Source organism: Atopobium sp. oral taxon 416 (assembly GCF_018128285.1).
In the GTDB taxonomy this organism is placed as follows: Bacteria; Actinomycetota; Coriobacteriia; order Coriobacteriales; family Atopobiaceae; genus Olsenella_L.
Genome location: NZ_CP072380.1, coordinates 176,059 through 199,070 on the forward strand (window position 1 = coordinate 176,059; position 23,012 = coordinate 199,070).

The 23,012-nt window shown below is 54.9% G+C and carries 20 protein-coding genes and 2 pseudogenes; 18 read left to right on the plus strand and 4 right to left on the minus strand.

Translation table 11 applies throughout. The annotated features are described in order from the left end of the window. Window positions 1-15 precede the first annotated feature (15 nt). From J4859_RS00850 to J4859_RS00890, 7 genes and pseudogenes are all read left to right on the plus strand, one after another. Entirely contained in the window at window positions 16-1,284 is a 1,269-nt protein-coding gene (locus tag J4859_RS00850; protein WP_212331841.1) for an L-rhamnose isomerase, read from the plus strand. A gap of 29 nt (window positions 1,285-1,313) precedes the next feature. Then, on the plus strand, window positions 1,314-2,147 hold the full coding sequence (rhaD, locus tag J4859_RS00855; protein WP_212331843.1) for a rhamnulose-1-phosphate aldolase: 834 nt from the start codon (window positions 1,314-1,316) through the stop codon (window positions 2,145-2,147). A gap of 1,299 nt (window positions 2,148-3,446) precedes the next feature. Then, on the plus strand, window positions 3,447-3,737 hold the full coding sequence (locus J4859_RS00860) for a hypothetical protein (protein ID WP_212331845.1): 291 nt from the start codon (window positions 3,447-3,449) through the stop codon (window positions 3,735-3,737). A gap of 182 nt (window positions 3,738-3,919) precedes the next feature. Beyond that, window positions 3,920-4,543 (plus strand): annotated as a pseudogene (locus tag J4859_RS17335) (transposase). Between the two features lie 18 nt (window positions 4,544-4,561). Next, window positions 4,562-4,714, plus strand: a pseudogene (locus tag J4859_RS00880) (transposase); the annotation flags it as partial. Between the two features lie 131 nt (window positions 4,715-4,845). Further along, window positions 4,846-5,115, plus strand: a complete 270-nt coding sequence (locus tag J4859_RS00885; RefSeq protein WP_212331851.1) for a type II toxin-antitoxin system RelB/DinJ family antitoxin — start codon at window positions 4,846-4,848, stop codon at window positions 5,113-5,115. Beyond that, window positions 5,084-5,374, plus strand: coding sequence for a Txe/YoeB family addiction module toxin (locus J4859_RS00890; RefSeq protein ID WP_249113704.1), 291 nt, complete (start codon window positions 5,084-5,086; stop codon window positions 5,372-5,374). The genes J4859_RS00885 and J4859_RS00890 overlap by 32 nt, the downstream gene beginning before the upstream one ends. Window positions 5,375-5,750: 376 nt before the next feature. Here J4859_RS00890 and J4859_RS00895 read toward each other — a convergent pair whose 3' ends face one another. Further along, complete coding sequence (locus J4859_RS00895) at window positions 5,751-6,104, minus strand: 2-oxoacid:acceptor oxidoreductase family protein (RefSeq protein ID WP_212331853.1); 354 nt, start codon at window positions 6,102-6,104, stop codon at window positions 5,751-5,753. Continuing rightward, window positions 6,070-6,342 (minus strand): 2-oxoacid:acceptor oxidoreductase family protein, encoded by a 273-nt coding sequence (locus tag J4859_RS16610; protein ID WP_212331856.1) that lies wholly within the window; start codon window positions 6,340-6,342, stop codon window positions 6,070-6,072. The genes J4859_RS00895 and J4859_RS16610 overlap by 35 nt, the downstream gene beginning before the upstream one ends. A 556-nt stretch (window positions 6,343-6,898) precedes the next feature. Here J4859_RS16610 and J4859_RS00905 point away from each other — a divergent pair. The 5 genes from J4859_RS00905 (at window position 6,899) to J4859_RS17340 (ending at window position 9,537) form a co-directional block, all read left to right on the plus strand. Further along, a complete protein-coding gene (locus tag J4859_RS00905) occupies window positions 6,899-7,066 on the plus strand; it encodes a hypothetical protein (protein WP_212331859.1) in 168 nt (55 codons plus the stop codon). A 493-nt stretch (window positions 7,067-7,559) separates the two neighbouring features. Then, window positions 7,560-8,072 (plus strand): transposase, encoded by a 513-nt coding sequence (locus J4859_RS00910; RefSeq protein ID WP_256436900.1) that lies wholly within the window; start codon window positions 7,560-7,562, stop codon window positions 8,070-8,072. 10 nt (window positions 8,073-8,082) lie between these two features. Then, window positions 8,083-8,670, plus strand: coding sequence for a transposase (locus tag J4859_RS00915; RefSeq protein WP_212331865.1), 588 nt, complete (start codon window positions 8,083-8,085; stop codon window positions 8,668-8,670). A 571-nt stretch (window positions 8,671-9,241) separates the two neighbouring features. Further along, window positions 9,242-9,424 carry a hypothetical protein gene (locus tag J4859_RS00920; RefSeq protein ID WP_212331868.1) on the plus strand — a complete coding sequence of 61 codons (183 nt, stop codon included), beginning with the start codon at window positions 9,242-9,244 and terminating at the stop codon, window positions 9,422-9,424. Continuing rightward, the gene (locus J4859_RS17340) at window positions 9,415-9,537 is read left to right on the plus strand and encodes a transposase (protein WP_371812272.1); all 123 of its coding nucleotides are present in this window, start codon (window positions 9,415-9,417) and stop codon (window positions 9,535-9,537) included. The genes J4859_RS00920 and J4859_RS17340 overlap by 10 nt, the downstream gene beginning before the upstream one ends. A gap of 606 nt (window positions 9,538-10,143) precedes the next feature. Here the strand turns inward: J4859_RS17340 and J4859_RS00925 are convergent. Both J4859_RS00925 and J4859_RS00930 read right to left on the minus strand, forming a co-directional pair. Continuing rightward, window positions 10,144-11,106, minus strand: coding sequence for a diacylglycerol kinase family protein (locus J4859_RS00925; protein WP_212331871.1), 963 nt, complete (start codon window positions 11,104-11,106; stop codon window positions 10,144-10,146). A gap of 4 nt (window positions 11,107-11,110) precedes the next feature. Beyond that, window positions 11,111-12,190, minus strand: coding sequence for a LacI family DNA-binding transcriptional regulator (locus tag J4859_RS00930; protein ID WP_212331874.1), 1,080 nt, complete (start codon window positions 12,188-12,190; stop codon window positions 11,111-11,113). Between the two features lie 589 nt (window positions 12,191-12,779). Between J4859_RS00930 and uxaC the strand changes: the two genes are divergently transcribed. The 6 genes from uxaC (at window position 12,780) to J4859_RS00960 (ending at window position 22,999) form a co-directional block, all read left to right on the plus strand. Continuing rightward, on the plus strand, window positions 12,780-14,201 hold the full coding sequence (uxaC, locus tag J4859_RS00935) for a glucuronate isomerase (protein WP_212331876.1): 1,422 nt from the start codon (window positions 12,780-12,782) through the stop codon (window positions 14,199-14,201). 3 nt (window positions 14,202-14,204) lie between these two features. Then, window positions 14,205-15,722, plus strand: a complete 1,518-nt coding sequence (locus J4859_RS00940; protein WP_212331891.1) for a tagaturonate reductase — start codon at window positions 14,205-14,207, stop codon at window positions 15,720-15,722. Window positions 15,723-15,730: 8 nt separating this feature from the next. Continuing rightward, window positions 15,731-17,215: a UxaA family hydrolase gene (locus J4859_RS00945; RefSeq protein WP_212331893.1), complete on the plus strand. Its 1,485-nt coding sequence runs from the start codon at window positions 15,731-15,733 to the stop codon at window positions 17,213-17,215. A 30-nt stretch (window positions 17,216-17,245) separates the two neighbouring features. Beyond that, on the plus strand, window positions 17,246-18,838 hold the full coding sequence (locus J4859_RS00950) for a glycoside hydrolase family 28 protein (protein WP_212331895.1): 1,593 nt from the start codon (window positions 17,246-17,248) through the stop codon (window positions 18,836-18,838). Between the two features lie 380 nt (window positions 18,839-19,218). Next, window positions 19,219-20,778, plus strand: coding sequence for an MFS transporter (locus J4859_RS00955; protein WP_212331897.1), 1,560 nt, complete (start codon window positions 19,219-19,221; stop codon window positions 20,776-20,778). 79 nt (window positions 20,779-20,857) lie between these two features. Continuing rightward, window positions 20,858-22,999: a pectinesterase family protein gene (locus J4859_RS00960; protein WP_212331899.1), complete on the plus strand. Its 2,142-nt coding sequence runs from the start codon at window positions 20,858-20,860 to the stop codon at window positions 22,997-22,999. Window positions 23,000-23,012: the final 13 nt, after the last annotated feature.

A 23,012-nucleotide genomic window follows, 5' to 3' on the forward strand; every position in this document is an offset into this window, starting at 1 on the left:
TGAGAGGAGAAAGTCATGGCAGATGTAGAGAAACAAGCGTATGAGCTCGCAAAAGGCAAGTACGCCGAGCACGGTATCGATGTAGAGGCAGCGATGGACAAGCTTTCAAAGAAGGCAATCTCCATGCACTGCTGGCAGGGCGATGACGTTATGGGCTTTGACCAGCCGGAAAACGCAGCCTCAGGTGGCATCCTGACGACCGGCAACTATCCGTACCGCGCCCGCAACTTCAAGGAGCTTACGGAGGACTTCGAGAAGGCTGCAAGCCTCATCCCAGGTAAGAAACGCATCAACCTGCACGCAAGCTATGCGGTCTTCACCGATGAGAACCCCTGGGTTGACCGTGACCAGATCGAGTACAAGCACTTTGAGCCCTGGATCATGTGGGCAAAGAAGAACGGCTACGGTATCGACTTCAATCCAACCCTCTTCTCCCATCCGATGGTCAAAGAGGGGCTGACGGTCTCCTCACCAGAGAAAGAGGTGCGTGACTTCTGGATTCGTCACTGCATCGCCTGCAGAAAAATCGCTGAGCGCATCGGCGAAGAGATGGACGATATGGTCCTCAACAACTTCTGGATCCCCGATGGCCTGAAGGATTATCCGGCTGACCGCTATGGCCTCCGCAAGCGCCTTAAGGATTCCCTGGATGAGATCTACTCCTTCGAGACCCCGCACGTAATCGACTCCGTTGAGCAGAAGGTCTTCGGCATCGGCCTTGAGGGCTTCACGGTCGGCGATCAGGAGTTCTACGTCTCCTACGCGGCAAAGAAGGGCGGCAACATTGTGCCGCTGATCGACCTCGGCCACTTCAACCCGATGGAGAACGTTCCTGAGAAGCTTTCCTCACTGGCACTGTTCTTCCCGTATCTTGCGCTGCACGTCACGCGCTCAATGCATTGGGATTCCGACCATGTGACGCTCTTCGACGACACGATGCGTGAGCTTTCCTACGAGATTGCTACAATTCCAGGCGCCTGGGGCAAGTCCCGTATCGGTATGGACTTCTTCGACGCCTCTATCAACCGTGTTGGCGCTTGGGCGGTCGGTATGAGAACTATGGAGAAGAGCCTGCTGTATGCGCTGCTCCAGCCTGCAAAGGAAATGAAGCACCTACAGGATACCTACCAGTTCTCTGAGAAGATGATGGTGTATGAGGCCGCCAAGACGATGCCGTTCGGTGCGGTGTGGGACAAGTACTGCCGTCGCCAGAATGTCCCGGCAGACTCGGATGTCTGGGCTGAGGTCAAGAAGTACGAGGATGAAGTGATGTCTCAGCGCTAATGCTGATTCGAGTGTGAGAGGACTTTACGATGTCGATTGAGGAGCTTGATTTTGTCAAGGGCTTCTGCAGAATGTGCGATGACGGATTCAAACAGGGCTGGCATGAGCGCAACGGTGGAAACCTCACGTATCTGATGGATTCAGACGAGGTTACAGCCGCAAAGCCTGACTTCCTGGAGCCGCATGGGTGGGTTGATCTGGGAATGCAGGAGACGAGCCTTGCGGGCCGCTATTTCCTGACGACCGGTTCTGGCAAGTACATGCGCAATGTGCTTGAGGATCCTGCGCACAATATCGGCATCGTAGAGATCAACGATTCCGGCACCGCATACCGGATTGTCTGGGGCCTGCTCAACGGCGCAAAGCCGACCAGTGAGTTCCCGACTCACTGTATGAACCATGCGGCCAGACTGGAAGTCGATCCGTCGAATCGTGTGATCTATCACTCCCATACCCCGGGCATCATCGAGATGAGCAACTTGGTCGAGCTTGACGACCGGACCTTCTCCCGTATCCTGTGGAAGATGATGACGGAGTGCGTCGTGGTCTTCCCGCAGGGCGTCGGCGTGGTGCCCTGGATGGTACCAGGTGGCGTCGATATCGCGAAAGCCACGAGCAAGCTGATGAAGAAATATCCCGCTGCCGTGTGGGCACAGCATGGCCTCTTCGCCTCCGGCTCTGACTTTGATACTGCCTTCGGCCCGGCGCATACGATCGAAAAGGCGGCAGAGCTCTACATCGCTTCCCGTGCTGCAAACGGTGGATCGGATAAGTTCCTGAACGCGATCACCGATCAGAACCTGAAGGACACTTGCTGTGACTTCCACGTCCAGATCAATCAGGACTTTGTCGACTGCAGATAACGACATAGATAAGCCAGACATAGGAATCTGATCGCAGGGCCCACGTGCATCAAAGCACATAGGCCCTGTACCTTAATAGCTAATCTAACCGTCAAGCACATGAGGGCTGATGCAGGCCGGCCGGCTAGCCCAGGTGATACAACTTTCCATGCCAAAGGGAGCTGTGCCCTGGAGCCTACTGGGCTCTGTGTTTGGTGACAACCTCTTCGGCTAGCCTTCAAGGAGAAAGTGGAACCGTCAGGATCCATGGTACGCAAAAGTCCCTTCCACACCCGCAGTGCCAAGGCCGAAGATACCAAGATCTGCCGGCCTAAGAAGGCCACAGTCGAGTGTTGCTGCTGTAAGCACATAGGCTTTGCTACCTTCGCTAAGCTAAGTGCCAAGATGGGAGTGTCCTGACTGCAGGCGCACGTACAGCTCGCTTACAGGGACAGTCTTTAAGCACACCAGGCACACACCCTGCCGAAGTAGGTATCACCCATCAGGCTCATGCGCTACAGTGTGCCCCTTAACTGCAAGAGACAAAGCGCTCAGATATCGCATCAAAAGCGCCTGGGGATGGTGGCATTGGGTCTTTCGTCCTCAAGGAAGTGCCTCTGGATCGACAAGGCCTACATCGCTGATGCGCACCTCTCCTGCGCCTTCGGGCAGGCGAGCAAGTATGCCCTGTCGGCGGGTTGGCACAGACGTCCACACGAGCCCCTATACCGTAGTCTGTGGCCACAAGCCGTCCACGGAAAGGATCAGAAGACCTTGCGGCCACTGAGCTGAAGGCACAAGCGCGCCCACAGTAGGGTTGATGAGGGATTCAGGGGCTGTCACTGAATCCTACAAGGCCAGTTGTGCGCGATCCGCACTATCTGGACAGCATGGCGCTTGTGGACAATCTCTGCTTTTGGCTCAAGAGATACCTGTGGCACCTCACAGGGATGTCCAAGGCCAACATGCAAAAGCTACCTCAACTGGTAGGTCTAGCTGTTTTGTGCCAAACAGGCAAGGCACAGATGGGTTGAAACTGCAAGGGCACCATATGCTTGTGGCCGATGTGGGTCTTCGCAGCTCGGCATGGGTCTAGCAGCCCTCATTTGCTTGACTGTTAGGCTAGGGAAACGATGATTAATTCGGCTCGATGAGGTCGCTGAGGCTGTACGCTGTATGCCGCCGGCTTAAAATGGGCTCTTCGCTACTTATGGTGGGTAGCATATCTGCATCCCCTTGAACACGTGGCGCCCGGACGGTAGGATTTTCCCCGACAGGAGGCTGCGTTCCTAAGGTGCGATATGGATGCTTAAGGCAGGGATGCTGGCAAGGCTCTTTAAGAGGTCGATGGGGCTTAAGGACGAGTGGGAGGTCACGGGCGTCTGGTTTAAGGAGCGCGAGGGAGCGCAAGATAAGCTCCATGTGAGGGTCGCGCACAGGAGGGGCCAGGCGATGGAGTGTCCCGTCTGCCACAGGAGGTGCGCTACCTACGACACGCGCGAGAGGACCTTGTGGCATCTCGACATCTGGCAATACGATACGATCGTGCACTGCGCGCTGCCCAGGGCCGACTGCCCCAAAGACGGTGTGCATGCCGTGAGGATGCCCTGAAAGGTGCGGCCGAAGACGCACTTCACCGCGCTCTTTACGGCGCAGGTGATAAGTGATGGCACTCTTTGGCATGAGCGTCTCCGCGATAGCGCATCTGATGCACGAGACAGCCCACGCGCATATGGCGTCTGCTGGGCAAGGCCGTGACCGAGGCGAGGGATGCCACCGACTACTCGGATGTCGTGCGCGTAGGCATAGACGACACCGCCAAAAGGCGCAACCAAAGCTACATCAGCATCATGGCCAACCTCGACTGTCAGCGTGCCGTGGCCGTCACGCAAGGCAGGGACAAGGGGGCCTTAGGCAGGCTCTGCAGCGAGCTTAAGGAGCACGGAGGGGACAGGTCAAAGGTCCAGGAGGTCACGCGCGACATGGCTTAAGGCATACTCGTTGGGGGGCGGCGCCAAGATGCCCCAGGCCACACAGAGCGTGGGACAGCTTCCATGTGGTGCAGCTCCTGATGAGGGCGACAGACCCTGTGAGGTGCCAAGAGAGGCGCGAGTCGGCGAAGAAGCACAAGGAAGCTTGCCCAGACGAAGTACCTGTGGCTGAAGAAGAAGGAGTCGCTCACAAAGCTCCAGCTCGCCAAGAGGGAGGAGCTCGACCCTGCGAAGACCCATCTCAGGACTGCAAGGGCCTGCCAGATGGCAGAGGCGCTGCAGGACGTCTATTCATGTGCTGACAGAAAATCGGCGGCCAGGGCCCCAGAGCGCCTCTGCTCGTGGATGATGCACTCTGCCGTGGCCGAGATGAAGAGCGTGGCGAGGACGCTCAGGAAGGAGCGGGAGGGGATCTTGAACTGGTAGAAGAGGGGATCTACCAACTCGTTCCTCGAAGGCCTCAACTCCGTCGTGCAGTCGGTCCGCAGCATCGCCAGGGGCTTCAGGAGCATCACCTACTTCAGGACGATGATCTTCCTCAGGCTAGGCCGTCTGGACTTCACAGCCCAAAGAAAGCTCGCATGCGCTACCCACTAGAAACAGCGAAGAGCCTCAATTTAGCATGGAGATTAATGCTAAACTACAGAGCAACATTACCACTATGTTGGCATTTGTATGGGTACACTATAGCATATGTAAAGCATTATGCTCTATTTGGGGGTGAGAATATGGCGTCTACAGTAATGGTAAATATCCGTATGGACCCAGAGACCAAAAAGGGTATGGAAGAGACTTGCCGTGATCTGGGCATGAGCATGACCACAGCGTTCGTGATCTATGCGAGAAAGGTGGCACGTGAGCACCGCATCCCTTTTGAGGTATCGGTAGATCCCTTCTACTCGGATGAGAACCAGGCACACCTTCGCCAGGCAAAGGTAGACCTCGATGCAGGCCACAGCATCGTCCATGAACTGGCAGCAGACGATGGCGCTGAATAAAGTCTGGGCCCCAGAAGCCTGGGATGACTACATATGGTGGCAGACGCAGGACAAGAAGACGCTCAGGCGGATAAACGCTCTCGTGAAGGATATCGAACGCAATGGCGTGTCCTCGGGCACAGGAAAGCCTGAACAGCTACGAGGCGATCTTTCTGGGTTCTGGTCAAGACGCATCGACTCACAAAACCGCCTGGTCTATCGCGTCGTCGGCGCTAATCTTGAGATTGCCCAGTGCCGTTCGCACTACGGAGATCACTAAGCAAATCATTTTTACGATGATCTTGTATCCAGATAAAACCTTATCGAGCTAATCCGTATTGGGCGCCTTCTTGAGCTGTTAGTCAGAAGCCGGAAATTTGCGAAAGCGTGGCATCGATGGCACCAAGCGCCTCGTCAACTAGGGGCGACATGCAGACGTGGTAAACTAACATCAATTGCGGCGTGTGGCTTCGGCCCACACCTGGAAGAGCCCGATGTGTCGGGCTCTTCTTATATCAAGGCAGCTTACATGAATGCATGACATGACAAGGCCCAGCCCGCCGTGTGCCGGACTGGGCCTCTTGATGCTTCTATGAGCTGCTTTGTGCTATCCCTCTACGACAGCACGGCCGCGACGGAAGGCTTCGATGTTCGCCTCAATCGTCTTGGGGGCACGCAGCGCCTGATGGCAGACTCCCAGGCTTCCTCGTCGAGGGGAAGCATCGTTGAGAGGGCGCCGACAAGCACGACATTGGTCGATTCCGACCCCCCCCTGCTGCACGTGCGATGACGCCAGCATTGATCTTCTTGGCTCCCAGAGCATCGAGCCTTGCTTCCACATCGTCCGGCATCTTGAACGTGCCGATGGCTACGGAGACCGGCGCAATCGTCTCGTCATTCACGATCACGGTGCCGCCCTCCTTCAAGTACTGCCAGGCACGAAGTGCCTCTATTGCCTCGAAGGCAACTATTGCATCAGCGCAGCCTGGATCTGCCCATCGAGTCCACATGGCTTCCCACGCGGATGACCGTGGAGACGGAGCCGCCTCTCTGGCTCATGCTGTGAATCTCGGAGATCTTCACGTCGAGATCAGCCTCTGCTGCTGTCATGGCCAGGATATTGCCTGCCAGGATCGTGCCCTGGCCGCCGACACCGACGAGCAGGACGGTACGGGTGCCTTCAAGCTCTACCTGCTTGCCGGTAAGCTCGACAGAGGAGCTCTTGGTAGATGCTGTTGCGTGCGGCATAGCTACTCTCCTCATATATTCTTTCTGCCACTTCTCGCGCAGTGGCCGCGCTCTTTTCCTGTAGATGTGAATATGGGATAAAGGGCGTGCATGGATCGCAGGGTGCTTGGCGTGTTCTGCTGGAGTTTGGCTCTTGCAGACGGCTGGTGCCTTTGGCCCGCAGCTGGACGCGAATTAGGCAGGATGTCGTTAGGCGATGGATGTCCCCGTGAGGTTGCGCCTGCAAAGACCAGAGGAAAACCTTAGCCCCTCAGTCAAGTAAGAGGTAGGAGGTAGCTGCATGGTATATATCGGCATAGACATCGCTAAGCGCTTCTATGTGCTGTCAGCCGTGAGTGAGGATGGAGGGACCCTCATCGAGTCACTCAGATTTGCCAACAGCGCCGGCAGGCTTCAAAAAGCTGCTCGAGCGGCTGAAGAAGGCCGGTATCGGTCCAGAGGGCAGCCTGGCTAGTATTGAGGCCACGGGGCACTACTGGGTTGTTCTGCTTAACTTCATGGCCGCTCATGGCTATGACGCTGCGCACGCTCAAGACCGATGCGATCGGTGCAGCCCATGATCGCAGAGCTTATGCGCTACAAGCGCTATGAGCCCTGCGCACTGGACGAGCGGAGAGCTGCTTGCGCTTGGGCGCACTACCGCGCGTCGCTTGCCGAAGAGCTCGACTATGCTCAAAAACCGCGCCACAGCCATCCTCGACGGCCTGTTCAGCGGCTCGTTTAGGCCCACCTGGGGAAACGATGATTGATTCGCCTCGATGAGGTCACTGGGGCTGCACGCTGTATGCCACCGGCTCAAAATGTCTCGAACCACGCAGTGCCCATACCCACATAGATGCCTATCTGTCTTCTGGATATGGTATAGCTACATCCACACATTCCAGCATATCCAAGAGGAAGATATGGATAGCCAGATGAGCTTTTAGGACCTTAAATCCTAAGGTCTGAGGAGAAAGATCAGACGAGAAGCACTCCTGGAGCGGATGGATGCGATCGTTGTGTGGGACAGCTGGATTGCACTGGTAGATACCAGCTACCGCTGACAGGCTCTTGTCAGGCATGTGCGCGCTGCAAAGACAAAGCTTTAGATAATATGAAGTGACCTCACATTAGTAGCAACGTGGATTTGCCGCTATACGATAGGTGTTTAACATAAAGTAAGCTGGTTTACCACATACAAAAGGAGATCACTAATGAATAGAGTACTCAAAATCGCAATGGATGTCCATAGTTCGAATTACACTTTGTGTGCAATGGAGCCTGTGGTTGGGGCAGAGGACAGGGTCTTTTCCAACATCCAGGTACCCCCTGATTATAAAAACGTTCTCCAATTTATTGAGAACCTTAAAAAGAAACTTGGCCTTACCGATACTTATTCTGTTGAATGCGGCTACGAAGCCGGATGTCTTGGATACTCCTTATACCATCAGCTAACGAACGCCGGTGTAAAATGCGTCATTCTTGCGCCGAGCACAATGCTAGCCCCTCAGGGCAAGCGGGTGAAGACGGATGCACGTGATGCCAACATGATCGCCCAGTGTCTTTGCTATGGCGGATATCTTGCGGTTCATGTTCCCACCGATAAGGATGACTCTGTAGAAGAATATCTCCGTATGAGGGATGACCACAAACTGGCACTCAAGAAGATCAAACAGCAGATCAATGCTTTCTGCCTGCGTCATGGCTTCTTCTATGATGGCAACAAATGGACAATCAAGCACTGGAGCTAGCTGAAGACACTTGGAACTGGATGATCTGCTGCGTAAGACCCTCGACGAGTATCTGGCATCCTATAAGGAACACTCATCAAAGATAGAACGCTTCGACAAACGGATCGAGGAACTTGCTGGCGATGATGATTACAAGGAAAGTGTCAAAAAGCTTGGCTGTCTTCTCGGTATAAAGACTCATACGGCACCTTCACTGATTGTAGAAACCGGCGATTTCAGTCGTTTTGCCAAAGGCAATACCTACGCTGCATTCCTCGGGCTTGCGCCGGGAGAATCTTCCAGTGGAACAAAGATCCAACGTAGCGGAATTTCAAAAGCTGGCAACAGTCATCTTCGTACGCTTCTCATTGAAGGGGCCAGAGGAATCTGCAAGGGACAGATCGGACATAAATCCAAGGAACTGCGCTGCAGGCAGGACGGGAATACAGCTGATGTCATTGCATATGCTGACAGAGCAAACACAAGACTTCGAAGCAAGTATTACCGGATGATCCGCCATGGGAAAAAAAGAAATGTAGCGGTTGCTGCAGTTGCCAGGGAACTTGCCTGCTTTATATGGGCAATGATGACAGGCACTATCGCTTTCAGAGAAGCCTAAAAGAAGGCAGCATGAGTAACATCTGGTCCATTTGTCTGTCAAGGGTGCTATGCACCGCTTACGCGGCAAGCCCTGTGACAGCCATCTGTCCATGATGTCTATGGGCAGCCAAGGCATAAATCCACAGGAATCTGCGGATTCATGCAGTAATAAACAAGATAAATACCTGACAGCATCTGGAGGGAGCTGTGATCACTGTAAGGTTTAAGCCATCCGCGTCCATCCTATGTTGGCACTGGAAACAGTAATCCACGCTTTTAGATCGCAGGGCTCACGGCAAAACCATTAGCCTGTTGGTAGCCAATCCACGTATAACAGAGTGGCCACATGCCGGGAACTGTTAAATCAGAGCTCTTTCCAGATGCTGTCAGAGAAACACAAATGTGGCCAGCCAGGGGGGGAGGAAAATTTCCTGAAATTGCCTCTTGACAACGGTCACTTCATAACAGGATGTATCTGTTACAGGTCATGCTTGCTCTCTTAAGACGAGAGAACCTAAAGATGCTATCCTGGATTGCCACTCCTGGCAGCGCTTCTGTGCACGCAGACCTCATGCAGGAGCAGGTGCCAGATGCAACGACGAGCGCGAAGATGCGCCATAGCCTTAAAGCGGGAGGAGTTCGGCAAGGCTTGTGCTTTACGCCTGAACTTAGAACTTAAGAAGGCAGGGATCACGGTACAAGGCGGCTCCATTGTGGATGCGACCTTCATCTGGGCCTTAAAGTTCCACAAAGAACAAGGACCATACGCGTAACCCTTAAAGCGCACCAGTCTAAGAAAAGGGGAGCCTGGCGTATCGGATACAAGGCGCATATCGGCGTAGACGCCGGTAGCGGCCTTGTGCATGCTGTGGAGACGACCGCTTAGAATGTATCCGACATATCCTGTGGCACACGTACTCGTAAGGGAGTATGACAGGTTCTGCTATGCAGATTCCGGCTATACCGGTATAGCGAAGCGCCCTTAAGGTCACAGCAGACCCACACCTCTCATCTATGCGCTAAAGCGTTGCTAAGGAAACCTTCGACCATAAAGGGTCTTGCCTGTGCGCTCGCATCCGAGAAGGGCATCGAGTCCAGGAAGGCATCCGTTCGCTCAAAGGTAGAGCATCCCTTCCTTATCGTGAAGCGCCGCTTCGGCCCCTTAAGGAAGCGCTACAGGGGGATAGAGAAGATGCCTGCACACTCAAGTCTTTCTCGTCCTTGCAAACCTTACCCATGTGCATCTTTTACCGGCAGGCTGCACCTCCCGGCTCCCAGCGTCGCTTGATCCGTCTTGGAGCCTCTGCCGGATACGGTGCATGGGGCAGGATAAATGCCAAGATGGCGGCTCCTGCACGTGCTAGATGAGCATCCTTCCCTGCCTTTCCCGCATGCCGGCCTAGAAAAGTCGTGTGGTCGGTCCCCTCTGGCACGTCATGGGCATTAATCATCGTTTCCCTAGCTGATGCATAGATGTTGGTTCCCTATACCTCTAGCGGTACCGCTTAGGTTCTGAGGGAGAGAGGATCGAAAGCTCATGGGGGAGCACATCGACCGTGAACCGTGAGCCGGCCAAGGGTTCCCCATCCACTTGGCAAGGAGGCTTGATCCCCAGAAAATCCGCCTCAAGATGCTCAAGCCGTTGCAAGTGCACGGTGTGGGAACGTGTATGGCCCCCGAAGCGTGCGAAGCAGAAGAGCTGCAGGAAGTGAGGAATGTTAGCATACTTCACGTTGAAGCAGGTATCGAGCTTCCCGTCGTCGATGTGTGCCTTCGGGCAGATGCGGAATCCTCCTCCGTAAGTCGGGCCGTTCTGCACAGCGAAGATCAGGATGGGGTAGCGATGGGGAGGCTGATGGTCAATCGATACATTGCAGACGATACCGTTTCTGCCGGTGGCGATGAGACGCAGACCTGAGGTAGCAAACAGGTGGGCCCCTCTAGCTGAGGTGTGCTCTTCTCGACGCTTAATCGTGTCCAGGCCAATCGCTGCATCGGTGCCAAAGGAGAGCGTTTCGATAAAGCAAGCGTGCTCACCGAAGTCGGTTTTCACTTCTCCTAAGTCAATCAGTTTTACCGTACTTGCATAGAGTTGCTGTAAGGCGTTGATCGGCTTATTGATGTACATGCCGATAGAGCGCGCAAAATCATTGCCGGAACCCATAGGGATTAAGCCTAAGGCAGGGCGGTGATCACGTGGAAGTTGCATCAAACCTGCGACGATCTCGTGCACGATTCCGTCTCCGCCCAGTGCGATCACACTGTCATACCTTGCAGCCTTCGCGACAAGTCTTTCAGCCTCATGTGGGCCTTGCGTAAGTACGATGTGCGGAGGCGTGAGCTCCGTGTGCTGATCGAAGTACTGTCTTATAGTGGTAAGCGCTTCAGCGCCCTTGCCACTGTGGGCGGCGGGGTTAGCGATGAGAAGGCTATGTTCAAAAGTGAATGAAGGCATAACGCTAATGGAGAGTGTGCTTCAGATCTGTGGACTGTCTGAGGCGCAAGGTCGTAGGGGTATAGATCTGCTGTTTTTGGCCATTGGGGTCCGCGATACGTTTGACGACGAGCTTTGCAGCCTCTTTACCCATCTCTTCTGGATCGGTCTCGTAGGTTGAGATGCCCTTGCCAAAGGTGGCGGACCAGTCCCACCCCATACGGCGGGCCCAGCCCCAGTCATCGGGGCCGCACAGGCCTATAGGGTCGGGGATTGTAAGGTTCATCTCGCGGATTGCATTGTAAGTGGCGATCATCGTTACAGTGTTTGTGGCGAGGATGCAGCAGGTCTCCAGTTTCCCGTCGTCCCCTTTGAGCTTCTCTATGAGCTTCTTGATGGCGATACCCGCACTGTTGGCATCCCAGGGGTCCACGATGTAGACATCCTCCATCGGCCTCTCCACACCGAAAGCCTCATTGTCGCACTGCACAAAAGCGTTGAGTCTGGTCTCTCGTGGTGAGTTCTCTTCGTAGGGCTGGGTGAACATCGCGATGTGTCGGTAGCCCTCGTTGTGTGCGTGCATCAGAAGGTCGATGGTTGGCTTGCTGTACGGGGCGAGCACAATATCAAAGTTGTGGTCCCTGATAAAGCGGTCGATCAGTACGATCGGGGTGCCTGCATTTGAGAGCTCGATCAGGTTGCGGTTATCCTCGGTGGTGGTGTTGACAATCAAGCCGTCCACCTGGTGCGACATCAGTGATTCCGTCAGCCTAAGCTCGGTTTCGGGTGAATCCTCTGCATCCGCGAAGATCGGGTTATAGCCTGCATCGCGCAGGCCCATGCTGATACCGTGGAGAAGCGAGGTCGCAAACGGCGTGGTGATGTTTGCGATAACGACACCGATGAGGTAGGAGCGCTGGGTCTTGAGCGAGCGCGCCACCGCACTGGGATGATAGTTAGAGAGGTGAATGGCCTTTTCGATGCGTTTGCAAGCAGCTGCGCTGATCATGTTCTGTTTGCCGTTGATGTAGCGAGACACGGTCGTTTTAGAGACGCCGGCTGCGATTGCGATATCGGAAATCGTGGTCTTCTTTCTTGCGGGCATACTGCTCCTCAGCCAATATTTGGTAACGGTCACATTGTTAGGGAGTCCTACTTAAAAAAGCAAGTGCAAATATGTGAGCGGTTAGAATATGCAGATGCATTGGGCGCCAGCAAGCTTTGGCATATACGCTTGAACGATAGTGCCCAAAGTCTATAGGGTGGTATACAGAAGCTCTTGTTCAGCACGGTAGGCAAGGGGATAGCGAAGACCGCGTGCAGCATCCATGCCCCGGTAAGGGCTGCCCGATCGCAGTGTGTGCTGTACTGTACGATGCAATCTATGCAGTGGAATTCTGGACAGAGCGCTGCGAGGTGTGCGGAAACTTCAGGTGGTTGAAACCTTGAAATAGATGTGAATATGAAACCGTTTGCATATACGGAGCCTCCACACTCGGGTGCCTCAGAGAGCACTGACACTAGTATTTCGGTTTTTTAAAGAAAATATCTTGCAAAAAACAAGGTACTTGGTATACGTTCAAAGTGTCAGAACTGACGTGTCAGTTTTCATCGGTCAAAGCAAGTGTAAAATAGAGCAAATGGAAACGGTTCCATAAAGGTACGAAACATCCACAAAAAAGGAGCGTGTGGGGATGAAAGAGTTTCTGAGCGACAAGGATTTCCTTCTTTCGACCAAGACAGGCGAGCAACTATTCCACGATTACGCACAGGGTATGCCGATCGTTGACTACCACTGCCACATCTCACCGAAGGAGATCTTTGAGGACAAGCAGTTCTCTTCGATCACCGAGGTCTGGCTGGGTGGCGATCACTATAAGTGGCGCCTGATGCGCGCAAACGGCGTGGACGAGCGCTATATCACCGGTGACGCTCCTGCCCGTGAGAAGTTCCAGAAGTGGGCTGAGACCCTTGAGCGCTGCATCGGCAACCCGGTCTATGAGTGGAGCCACCTGGAGCTCAAGCGCTTCTTTGGCTACAGTGGCATCCTGAATGGCAAGACCGCTGAGAAGGTGTGGAACCTCGCTCATGAGAAGCTCGCAACTCCGGAGTTCTCCTGCAGAAATCTCATCCGTCGCTCCAACGTCCGCCTTATCTGCACGACCGATGATCCTGCTGACTCCCTTGAGTGGCACAAGAAGATCGCGGCAGACAAGAGCTTTGATGTACAGGTGATCCCGGCAATGCGTCCGGATAAGGCTCTGGGCATTGAGAAGAAGGGCTTCGGAGCCTACGTCGGCAAGCTCTCAAAGGTGGCAGAGATGCCGATCAATTCCTTTGAGGACTTCAAGGAGGCCCTTTCAAAGCGCTTTGACTTCTTCAATGAGATGGGTTGCAAAGCATCCGACCATGCGCTCGACTATGTAGTCGACGTGCCGGCAACCGGTGAGGAGCTGGAGAATATCTTCCAGGCCCGTCGCGCCGGAAAGCAGGTATCTGAGCGTGACATCCTCAAGTACAAGACGGCATTCATGAAGTTTGCAGCGTCTGAATACGTCCGCCTTGATTGGGCGATGCAGATCCACTTCGGCTGCAAGCGCGACAATAACACCGCGATGTTCAAGCGGCTTGGCCCTGACACTGGCTATGACTCCATCCGCAACGGTCAGTCTGCGGCCGATCTGGCTGACTTCCTGAACGACGTTAATGGGACCTGCGGGCTGCCTAAGACGATCCTCTACAGTCTGGATCCGAACGACACTGAGATGATCGACACCGTGATCCAGTGCTTCCAGGAGGCTCCGATCCCGGGCAAGCTTCAGAATGGTTCCGCCTGGTGGTTCAATGACTGCGAGCAGGGTATGCGCGCCCAGATTACGACGCTCGCCAATGAGGCAGTCCTCGGAAACTTTATCGGTATGCTCACCGACTCTAGAAGCTTCCTGAGCTATCCGCGCCACGAGTACTTCCGCCGTGTCCTGTGCAGCCTGTTCGGTGAGTGGGTTGAAGACGGCAAGTATCCAAACGACCAAGAGGCGCTCAAGAGGATCATCAAGGACATCTCCTACAACAACGCTGTCCGTTACTTTGGCTTCAAGCTGGATGAGGAGAAATAACCGATGGAAAATCTGAGCTACGAGTTACTCAAGCGGCAGGGTTATCGGGGATATCTTGTTCCTCAGGATGCACCTGAAAAGGTACTCCAGATCGGTGAGGGCAACTTTCTGCGCGCCTTTGTAGATTGCTATTTTGATCTTGCCAATGAGAAGAGCGGTTGGAACGGCAAGATCGTGATGATCCAGCCGATCAAATCCTCACCGCGCTTCTCTGACGAGTTCAACAAGCAGCAGGGCCTGTACACGGTGCTGATACGCGGTAAGCTGGACGGCAAGACCTACAATGAGCCGAGGATCATCTCTTCCTGCAGCCGCAGCCTCTATCCATTCCGTCACGAGGATTACGAAGAGCTCCTTGATGTTGTCGAATCAGATGACCTGGAGATCGTCGTCTCCAACACCACTGAGGCAGGCATCGCCTATGATCCAAGCTGCAAACCGGACGATGAGCCGCCTGCGAGTTTCCCGGCAAAGCTGGCACAGCTGCTGCATGTGCGCTGGTCAGCCCATAAGGCGCCGGTGATCATCCTCTCCTGCGAGCTGATTGACCACAATGGAGCGGAGCTCTTGAAGATTGTGAAGCGCTACTGCGCTGACTGGGGGTGGGAAGACGAATTTATCTCCTGGCTCGAGAACGACTGCACCTTCTGCACGACGCTCGTTGACACCATTGTCCCGGGCCGCATCCGTGATCCGAAAGAGGCTGAGCAAGTCACTGAGAAATTAGGTTATGAGGACCCGTTTCTCAGCGTGCGGGAGCCCTTCCAGATGTGGGGCATCCAGGGCGATGATAAACTCGCGGAGAAATTGCCCTTCATCCAGGCAGAGATCCCAGGGGCGTTTGTAACTGACGATGTGACCCCGTACAAGAAACGGAAAGTCCGTATCCTGAATGGCGCCCACACCGGCTTTGCCCCGGGCGCTTGGCTTGCCGGCTTCAACATCGTGCGTGACTGCATGCACGACGAGGTCGTGAGCGGGTTCATGAAGTCAGTGTTGCACGACGAGATCATTCCGGTCCTCACCACAGATCTGGATAAAGATGACCTGGAGAAGTTCGCTTCTGAGGTTGAGGACCGCTTTGACAATCCATATATCGACCACCAGCTGCTCTCCATCTGTCTGAATTCGACCGCTAAATGGCGTGTCCGTGATCTTGTCAGCCTGAAGGATTATGTTGAGCAGAAAGGGAGACTCCCGACGTGTCTGACCATGAGCCTGGCAGCATTGATCGCCTTCTACACCACCGGATACAAGAGGTCGGATGACAGGGGCTTGGAGCTTGAACGCGCAGATGGCACCGGCTATACAGCGCAGGATGATCCGGCAGTCCTTAAGTTCTATGCCGAGCATCACGCCGACAGCGACGGGGATCTAGTGAAAGCCGTGCTCAGCAACCAGGACTTCTGGGGCGAGGATCTCACCACGATTGCCGGACTTCAGGATCAAGTCACCAAGGATCTTTCCTTCATCAGAGCAAACGGCACGGAGCAAGCCTTCGCGCAGTGCTTACAGAAATAGGTTTTCACATGAAATCATTACTGCGCATTAAACCTCAGGACAGTGTCGCCGTAGCGTTGAAGCCCCTGAGAGCGGGCGAGACAGTACAACTAGATGGTACGACGGTCCAGGTTAAGCAGGATATACCGCAGGGCCACAAGATTGCGCTGGTGCCCATAAAATCTGGTCAAGATGTTATCAAATACGGCGTTGTCATCGGACGTGCGACAGAGGACATCCAGCCTGGCTACTGGGTGCACACGCACAACATGAAGACAAACCTCGACGGGGAAGTGCACTACACGTATAAACCGAGTTTCCCTGAGCTACCGAAGGTGAGGCCAGAGACCTTTATGGGTTACCGTAGGTCTGATGGTCGTACGGCTACCAGAAACGAGATCTGGATTATCCCGACGGTAGGCTGCGTCAACGAGATCGGGCTCAGTCTGGCGAGACGCTGCCAGGATCTGGTGGGGGGCGCCGTTGATGGGATCTTTGCCTTCACGCATCCCTTTGGTTGCTCGCAAACCGGCAACGACCTTGAGACCACCCGTAAGCTGTTAGTCTCCCTTTCCCGCCATCCCAACGCCGGTGGCGTATTGTTCCTGTCACTCGGCTGTGAGAGCTGCACTCACCAATCAGTGCTCGACGAGCTTGGGGACTACGACCCTGAACGGGTGAAGTTCTTAACCTGCCAGGATGTGACTGACGAGCTCGAGAGCGGGCGCAAGATCATCGCGGGGCTCGCAAAGCGCATCGGAAGATGCGAGCGTGAGCCGATTCCAGTCTCTGAGCTTGTCATCGGTATGAAATGCGGCGGCTCTGACGGCCTGTCTGGCATCACCTCAAACCCCGTGATCGGCCATGTGAGCGACATGGTGGTCGAGTGCGGCGGATCTACAGTCTTAACTGAAGTCCCGGAGATGTTCGGCGCCGAGAGCTTCCTGCTCAATCGCTCTATCAACAGAAAGGTGTTCGACGAAGCAGCCGGCATGATCAACGGCTTCAAGGACTACTTTATCAGCCATGGGGAAAAGACGAGCGACAACCCGAGTCCCGGTAACAAGCAGGGCGGCATCACAACGCTCGAGGATAAAAGCTGCGGTTGCGTGCAGAAGGGTGGCACCGCTCCGATCATGGATGTACTCCCGTATGCAGGTATCGTCCACACCAAGGGCCTGAACCTGCTCTGCTCTCCCGGTAACGATATGGTCTCCACTACCGCGCTCTGCGCGGCGGGCTGCCACCTGATCCTGTTCTCAACCGGCCGCGGCACCCCGTTTGGGGCACCGGTGCCGACGCTTAAGGTCTATTCCAACTCAGCGCTTATGAAGAAGAAGCTGAACTGGATGGACTTCAATGCCGGCGTAGTCGCTGACGGTAAGCTCTCTATTGAGCAAGCAGGGGAAGAGCTCTACAAACTGGTACTTGAGGTAGCGAGCGGTAAAAAGACCTCTGCGGAACTTCGAGGAAGCCGCGATATCAGCATTTGGAAAGACGGAGTCGTGCTGTAGGCGAACGCCGGCTCTCTGTTTGGAGGAAACATGCAGGCAAGTGTTATCTGGAGGAATGCGCGTGCCGCCATCATTGAACTCAATGATGGCGGGTTCTTTGAGACGGACAGCACCTGGGACATTGAGGTCAATGGTAAGGAGGCCGGCACAACCGAGCGCATTGAAACCTTTATCTCAGACTTGACACCGGGCATCCGCAACGTCGTAAAGTTCACCCACGATAGGGAAACAGTCGAGGTCGGCGTCACGACTCCGGACGAGACCGCTACGATCAATGTGCGTGACTGCGGCGCCAAGGGTGACGGAAAGCACGATGACACGGTCAATATTCAGGCGGCGATCATGGCATGCCCGAAGGGCGGCCGTGTGCTGGTGCCTGCAGGTACCTACCTGGTGAAGTCCCTGTTCTTGGTGAGTGACATCAACATCGAGCTTCGGAAGGATGCACACCTACTCGCCAGCATCGACAGAAAGACGCTTGCCTATATTCCGGGCACGCTGCACGGTGAAGCCGGGAAGGGCTATACCCGAAGCGATCTGTATCCGCTAGGCCGCTGGGAAGGCGTCTCAGTCAACACCTACTGCTCGCTGATCACCGGACTCTCGGTGCACAATGTGAGCCTGTACGGCGAAGGAACCATCGATGGCCAGACTGACTTCGGCGACGATAACTGGTGGCACGATTTCAAGAATCTCTACCGTCCGGAAGAGGGCAGGGAGATTGCCCGTCCGCGTATGGTATTCCTGTCCCAGTGTTCCCATGTTTCACTGGCCGGCATTCACGTCCAGAATGCTCCGGCGTGGAACTTACACCCCATCCTGTCAGACCATATCGACGTCCTGTGCCTCAAGATCTCCGGTCCAAAGAACTCTCACAACACCGATGGGTGCAACCCGGAGAGCTGCAGCTTTGTGCGGATCATGGGCGATGAGTTCTCAGTCGGAGACGACTGCATCGCAATTAAGAGTGGCAAGCTCGGCATCGACGAGCAGCTGCGTCCTGCCACGCACGATATCCTGATCGCGCACTGCCTGATGCACGATGGGCACGGAGCCGTGGTCCTCGGCAGCGAAGCCGCGGGCGGTATCAAGGATGTTATGGTCCGTGACTGCGAGTTTGTGCGCACCGATAGGGGGTTGCGTATCAAGACTCGCCGTGGCCGTGGTGAGAAAGCGATCAATGAGGGAATCACCTTCAAACATATCCGCATGGACCATGTACTGACCCCGTTTGTCGTGAATGCCTTCTACTTCTGTGATAAGGACGGAAAGACTGACTATGTCCAGTCCAGAAAGCCGTTGCCGGTCGATGAACGTACCCCGGGCTTTGGACCTTTAACCTTCAGCGATATCAAGGCCACCAACTGCCAAGCTGCCGCTTCCTATATCACCGGCCTGCCCGAGCGCAAGATTCCGAGCCTGACCTTCGAGGATGTCGATATCTCCTTCGATCCGGATGCCGAGCCGTCAAAGCCCGCTATGGCCTCAGGTGTTGGTCCGATGGCGAAACAGGGGCTTATCGTGCAGAACGTCCATGACCTGGTGCTGCACAACGTTTCAGTGACGGGTCAGATCGGCGATGCTGTACAGGCGGAGAAGGTGGACAACATCATGAGACGCTAGAGTTCATTCAGCTCTCTGGGAGGCCCCTCCTCGCGGAACTTCTCCTTAATCCATCATATGAAATCGGTTTCATAAAATAGCAGGAAAACTCTTTCTGATCCCTTTGAAACTGATTCCATCAACCGTTTACCGGAAGATACACGAAGGGATCAGGGGATCAGTTGACGCATCGAAGCGATGCTCTTATAAATGAAAGTGCAGATAAAACCGGTTCTTCAACCACTTCATTCGATAGATAGAAGCTTTCTCTATCAATGTTTGAGTCTCTAAAATTCGGTGCAGCATGAGGGACAAAAAGCTCTGAAGAGAAGAAGAAAACGGTTTCATTAAATGTTCGGGAATGCGGGGCTTAACCGATTGGGGAGGAGCGAGTTAGGTATATGAGTAAGATCGGTAAGAAGAGGAAGATCACTAACTGGACGCGAATAGGCTTTGGCTTTGGTGGCATGGCCAACTCCGGTGCATTGACCTTCACACACAGCTACATGGTCATGTTCCTGTCTACACAGGTCGGCCTTTCAGCTGCTGAGGCGGCAATCATCGCATCAGTTGCGCTGTATCTGAACGCTTTTCTGCAGCCGGTCATGGGCTTCATCGCAGATAACTTCTATACGACAAAAGTTGGGCGTAAGTTCGGTCGTAGACGTTTCTGGATCCTGATCGCTATCCCAATGATGGTTGCAGAGCCGTTCATCTTCGTCGTGACGCCGTTCGGTGTGCCATACTATCTGACGCTCTACATCATTTACAACATCGCCTACTCATTCGTCGCAAGCAACCTCGCACCACTGACGATTGAAATGACCGATGACTACAAAGAGCGCTCACTGCTCACCGGTTACAAGCACATCTTCGGTAACGTCTCCGGTTTCGTGATGGCACTGCTCGTCGGCTTCGGCTTTGGTATGTTCGGTGAGGATAACGCTATCTCCTACTTCGTTATCGCTACCATCAACGCAACGATCATGGTTGTCTCCTGCATCATCGTTTACTGCTCCACTTGGGAACGTACGCCGGATGAGGTTGCAGATGAGACCATCACCAACCTTGGTCAGGCGATCAAGAAGTTCTTCATCGACCTCTTCTCCACGTTCCGTAACCGTTCATTCCGTCAGGTTCTTAGCGTTATCCTGAGCATGAAGATCGCTGCTGCCTGCTGGTCTGCCTGCTTGTCCTTCTTTATCGTCTACGTTCTCGGCATCGCAAAGTCCTATGAGGCCGTTATGGAGATGCCGGGCAAGATCGTCGCAATCGTCTTCACTGCTGTGTGGGTCGCATGGATGGCCAAGAAGGGCTTCCACACCCCGTGGACTGTCTCTACCCTTGGCGCTGCAGCCTGCATCATTGCCTTCAACTTCTTCGGCTTCGGCCGTGTCTTTGGTGGCTTCGATGTCTCTGTCGCAATGATCGCGTACCCAATCATCTTCGCAATCTGGAAGTTCTTCTACATCGGCTTCCAATATCTGCCTGATGTGCCTCTGAACTATGTCCCTGATATTGACGAGCTGATCACGCTCCGTCGTCGTGAGGGCATCTACAGCTCTGCAAACCACTTCGTCATTCAGATCGCTTCCGCACTGGCCTCCAGCATCTGGGCTGCTGTCATCGGTGCTTCCGGATTCATTTCCACCTCCGGTAGCCAGGCTGCAGACGTTGTCCAGCCGATCAGCGTTCCTATCTCCATCTGCGCTTACATGCTCATCGGTTGCGCCGGCTTCTTCATCCTTGCCTGCATCCTGGGCGCCAAGCTTCATCTGGACAAGAAGCAGTGCGACGTTATCACCGACGAGGTCAAGCGTGTCCGTGAGGGTGGCTTGATGGAGGACGTTAAGCCCGACGTCAGGAAGCTCTGCGAGCAGCTCAGTGGTATCCCGTATGAGAAGTGCTTCGCTCACAACAACATTGGTTACCAAGAGGAAGGCATTACTCCTGCTCAATGATGTGAGTGCGCACCGTATACAAGCCCGTGTCGTCGATGATGGCGCGGGTTTTTATTACAGAACCTAAGGAGCACTGAGTATGGCAGCATCAAGTTTCCTTGAAGTATCTCCCGCCGGTGAGGCCCCATATAACACGATCAACGCAGCGATCAATGCGTTGATCGAGGTGGCGCCCGATGAGACCCAGCCGGCCACCATCCATCTCAATCCCGGCACCTATCACGAGCGCGTTGAGATCAAGCGTCCGAACCTGACGCTTGAAGGTGAGGTAGCCAACCAGGTTACGATCACCATATCCTATGGGGCTAACGATCAGATGCCCGACGGCAGCAAGCGGGGTACCTTCCGTACCTTCACGGTCTTTGTCGATGCAGACAATGTGACCCTGCGCAACCTGACGATCGAGAATGAGGCAGGCCCGGGGAAGATCGTGGGCCAGGCTTTGGCGCTCTACGCCGATGGGGACCGGCTGGTCGTAGAGAACTGTCAGCTGATGGGGCACCAGGATACCCTCTTCTGCGGCCCGCTTCCTCCCAAGGAGGTCAAGCTCGGCGGCTTCATTGGGCCGAAGGAGTTCGCTGCGCGCATCGTCGGCCGGCAGTACTACCGGCGTTGCCTCATTGAGGGGGATGTCGACGTTATCTTCGGTGGGGCCTGCGCCTACTTCGACGGCTGTGAGATCCGTTCCCTCTCTCGTCATGAGCCCGTCAACGGCTACGTGACCGCACCTTCAGCGCCGGAAGGGGAGCCCTATGGCTTTGTCTTCCACGGCTGCTCCTTTACCGGTGAGGGCGTGGAGCCGAAGACCGTCTACCTTGCGCGCCCCTGGCGTGACTGGGGCCAGACGGTCTTGATCAACTGCTGGATCGGCCCCCATATCCGGGACGACGGATGGTGTGACTGGAACAAGCCCCACGCCCGTGAGTGCTGCCTCTTTGCAGGTTATGACCTGACCGGACCGGGTAGCGACACCTCTTCCTGGGCGAGCTTCGCAAAGGTCTTGACCCCTGAGCAAGCTTCTCACTATACCCGCCAACAGGTGCTGGCAGGCAACGATGGCTGGGATCCGCTCGGTGGCGCAGAGGAGGCAACCGAGACTGAGTCTCTCTCCGACAATGGTCGCACGCTGCACATCGGACAGTACTATGAGGACGAAGCGAGCATGCATAAGCGATTTGCGGAACAAGCCCGTCAAGATGCCTTCACAGGGACGACCAAGCAGGAGTTTGAGGATTGGCAGCAAGCAGCCCGCACCAAGCTCTCCGATCTTCTCGGTACCCGTAAGCTCACAAAGGCAGCGCTCCAAGTCAAGAAGCTCAGCCACACTGAACTCTCCGGGGGAATCGTGCGCACCAAAGTGTTACTGCAGGTTGAACAGGATGTCTGGATGCCGGCTTACCTGCTGCAACCAAAGCATCCTCGCACTGCTCCAGATGGGAAGATGGAGTGCTTCATCTGCCCCAATGGCCATCAGGGCGCCGGCGCAGCCTCCGTAGCAGGCATCATGGGCGTGCCTGCGGTTGACAGTGCCATCAGGATCTTCAACTATGATTACGGTTTAAGGCTTGCACGGATGGGCTACTTCGTTGTCTGTCCCGAAGCCCGCGGTTGGGGAGAGCGCCGTGACTACAGAGGGCAGGGAGACGATGAGCGGGAATTCCTGCAGGGAACCTGCCTCAATCAGGCACGCATGGCAGAACCGCTGGGCTTAAGCGTCTTAGGCCTTTTGAGCTGGGATCTGATGCGCCTGGTTGACTACCTGCTCAGCCGTGGGGATATCAGTGAGCAGACACTCGGCTGCTTCGGCTTCTCCGGTGGTGGCATGCAGACGCTCTACTTCACCGCACTGGACGAGCGCATCAAGAAGGTCTTTATCTCCGGGTATTTCTACGGGGTAAAAGATTCACTGCTGCACCTGAACGGCAACTGTTCCTGCAACTACGTACCGAACCTCTGGCGCTCGTTCGATGTGGGCGACATTGTAGGGCTCATCGTGCCACGCCCATTGATGGTGCAGAGTTGTCGTGAGGACCATCTGAATGGACCGCGGGGCCTCAAGAACGTCGAGGAGCAGCTTGATATCGTGCGTTCACTCTACAAGCTCGAGGGCGCTGAGGCCAATGTCAGCTGGGAGATCTGCCCCGGTGAGCACCATCTTGGTATCGCCCATCTCGCAGACGATGTGGCCTGGCTCGATGACAGAGCTAAACAGTCAAGATGAAAAGGGTGATAGA